The 827-nt window shown below is 73.4% G+C and carries 1 protein-coding gene; it reads left to right on the plus strand.

Annotation, left to right across the window (positions count from 1 at the left end; genetic code table 11):
- Window positions 1–676, plus strand: a 676-nt coding sequence (locus tag P409_RS35425) for an SDR family NAD(P)-dependent oxidoreductase (protein WP_034849835.1), incomplete at its 5' end; no start/stop codon positions are given.
- Between the last annotated feature and the right edge of the window lie 151 nt (window positions 677–827).

Consider the following 827-nt stretch of genomic DNA (forward strand, 5'->3'; position numbering starts at 1 on the left):
GCCGACGGCGGCGGCACGGCTGGCCGAGGACGGCTTCGCGGTGGCCTTGACCTATGTCTCCCGGCCGGACAGGGCCGAGGAGGTGGTGCGGGCGATCGAGGCCGGCGGCGGCCGGGCGCTGGCGATCGCGGCCGACAGCGCCAACCCGGCGGCGATCCGCGCCGCGGTGGCCCGCACGGTGGAGCGGTTCGGCCCGATCGACGCCGTGGTGGTGAATGCCGGCATCCTGCGCCTGGCGACGGTCGACGCCTTCGCGCTGGAGGATCTGGACCGGATGCTCGACATCAACATCCGCGGCGTGTTCCTGGCCATCCAGGCGGCCGCGGCGCAGATGCGCGACGGCGGCCGGGTCATCACCATCGGCAGCAACACGGCGGAGCGGCCGGTGGTGCGGGGCGCCAGCGTCTACGCCATGACCAAGGCGGCGGTGGCGATGATGGTCAAGGGCATCGCGCTCGACCTGGCGCCGCGCCGGATCACGGTCAACAACATCCAGCCGGGCCCGACGGACACCGATATGAACGAAGGACATATCCCGGCGCTGACGGAGATGGTGCCGATCGGCCGTGTCGGCCAGCCGCGCGAGGTGGCGACGCTGGTTTCCTACCTCGCCGGCCCCGACTCCGGCTACATGACCGGCGCCAGCCTGACCCTCGACGGGGGCTTCATGCTCTGACGCCGGCTGTTCCTAGCGCCACAGGGCCCAGGCCTGGTCCTGGTACCGCCTGATCGCGTCGCGGAGGGCAGCGGGCGCCGGACCGGCGTCGAGGACGGCGCGCGAGACGAGCGGCAGGACCCGGCCGCGCGCCGACCCGAACTTCGCCGCC

The sequence above is a fragment of the Inquilinus limosus MP06 genome (genome assembly GCF_000767795.1).
In the GTDB taxonomy this organism is placed as follows: domain Bacteria; phylum Pseudomonadota; class Alphaproteobacteria; order DSM-16000; family Inquilinaceae; genus Inquilinus; species Inquilinus limosus_E.